General features: G+C 68.7%; 1 protein-coding gene and 1 pseudogene. Both read left to right on the forward strand.

Going from position 1 to position 2,324, the window contains the following annotated elements:
- Positions 1-100: 100 nt before the first annotated feature.
- Positions 101-1,861: pseudogene (fxsT, locus tag ACY45C_RS17870) on the forward strand (FxSxx-COOH system tetratricopeptide repeat protein); the annotation flags it as partial.
- A 173-nt stretch (positions 1,862-2,034) separates the two neighbouring features.
- Positions 2,035-2,324 (forward strand): tetratricopeptide repeat protein (locus ACY45C_RS17875; RefSeq protein WP_462188702.1); only part of this gene is annotated, 290 nt, incomplete at its 3' end.

Below are 2,324 nucleotides of genomic sequence, written 5' to 3' on the forward strand. Positions count from 1 at the left end.
GCATTAGCACGCGTCCGGATCGAATCTTTTACTCGGTGGGGCGCGGGCGCCGAGATGTCGCCGACCGCGCCCGGAATGCGGGGGTGCAGTGGCTTCGGCGGTGAAGGTCGATCCGGAACACGGACCGGGTCGAGGAGTTCCGACAGTCTGGGGCAACGTTCCCCAGCGGAACAAGAACTTCACCGGCCGGGACAGCCTGCTTGCGGACCTGCGCAGGCGGGTAACCTCGGACAGTCTCGACGTCACCGCCGTGCTACCGCATGCATTGCAGGGTCTCGGTGGTGTGGGTAAGACTCACCTTGCGATCGAGTACGCCTACCGCTATCAGGCGGAATACGACCTGGTGTGGTGGATCCCCGCCGACCAGCCGCTACTGGTCCGCTCCAATCTGGCCTCTCTGGCGCCGCGGCTGGGTCTGGCGGAGGCCGGGCCGCTGCGGGTCGAGGAGGCCGTCTCCGCGGTGCTGGACGCGCTGCGCCGCGGCGTGCCGTACCGGCGTTGGCTGCTTATCTTCGACAACGCCGACCAGCCGGAGACGGTCCACAGCCTCATGCCGCACGGCCCCGGTCACGTGCTCGTGACCTCGCGCAACCGGCGGTGGGAGAGCCTGGTCGACACGCTGGAGGTCGACGTCTTCGCCCGGCGCGAGAGCCTCGAGTTCCTCCACCGCCGAGTCCCCGGCATCGCCGATGCCGACGCCGATCAGCTCGCCGAGGAACTCGGCGAGCTGCCGCTGGCCCTGGAGCAGGCCGGCGCGCTGCAGTTCGAGACCGGGATGGACGTCAAGGAGTACCTCGAGCTGCTCCGCACCGAGGCGGGGAAACTGCTCGCGGAGAACCCTCCGTCGGACTACTCCAGGCCGGTCGCGGCCGCCTGGAGCCTGTCGGTGAGCCGGCTCAGCGAGCAGGCGCCATTCGCCCTCGAGCTCCTGCGCCGCTGCGCGTTCTTCGGCCCCGAGCCGATCTCCCTGGAGATCCTCGACCGCGGCAAGTACATCCTCGGGTCCGAATTCGGCAGCGCCATGCGGGACCGCCTCCTGGTGAGCCGGGCGATGCGGGAGCTCGGCCGCTACGCCCTCGCCCGCATTGACAACAGCCGCAAGACGCTGCAGGTCCACCGGCTCGTGCAGAAGCTCATCCGCAACGATCTGCCCCGCGAGGATCAGGAACGCATGCGGGACGAGGTGCACCAGCTGCTCGTCGCGGCCGACCCGGGTGAGCCGGGCGACTCCGAAGCCTGGCCGCAGTACGACAAGCTGCTTCCGCACATCTTCCCGTCCGAGGTCTACCTGGCGCGGTCGGCGCCCACCCGCCAGCTGGTGGAACACATCGTCGGCTACCTTTACGGCGTCGGCGACTTCACCACCGGGCTCGCCGAGGCCGACCGCACCCTGGAGCAATGGATCAAGGAACCGGGGGGTCGCGACCCCGACGTCCTGATCCTGCAGGGCATCAAGGCGGACATCCTGTGGGCGCTGGGCCGGTACCGGGAAGCCTATGATCTCCGGCGCCCGACGTTGGAGGCCATCACCGAGGTACTCGGTGCGGACCACGAGGAGACCCTCGTCATCCTCAACGGTCACGGCGCCGACCTGCGTGCGCGCGGCGAGTTCCAGGCCGCCCGTGAACTCGACGAGGGTACCGTGGCCCTGCACCGCCGTGTCTTCGGCGACGACGACAACCGTACGTTCAACGCCGTCAACAACCTGGCGGTCGACTACAGCCTGACCAGCTCCTACGCCGAAGCTCTCGAGACGGACCGGAAGAACCTCACCGACCGGCGTAACCTCTTCGGCCGTGACGACGCCCCGCAGGTGGTCTTCTCGCTCGCCACGGTCGCGCGCGACCTGCGGCAGGCCGGGCAGTATCTCGAGGCCAGGAGAACGGCGGAGCAGGCCTTCCTGCTCTACCGCGATCTCGTCACCGTCGCGTCCTGCCGGAGGAGCACGCGCATGTTCTCCTCCAGGCGAAGGACCTGTCGGTGGCTCGCCGGAAGGCCGGGGACTTCACCGAGGCCCTCGAACTCGCCGAGGAGGTGCACGGCCGGTACACCAACAGTCGGCAGTTCGGGTCGGAGCATCCGGACACCCTCGCCGCCGGGATCAACCTCGGGAACGCGCAGCGGGTCGCCGGCGATCCGGACGAGGCGACCATTCGGATCGAGAAGACCGTTCGCCGTTACCGGGACGTCCTCGGCCCGGACCATCCGTATACCTATGGCTGCGACCTCAACCTCGCCCTGATCCATCGCCAGCTCGGCCGGATCGACGAGGCGGAACGCCTGCTCAGGGATGCGCGCGCGGGCCTGACGAAGAGACTCGGATC

Source organism: Frankia sp. CcWB2 (assembly GCF_977927585.1).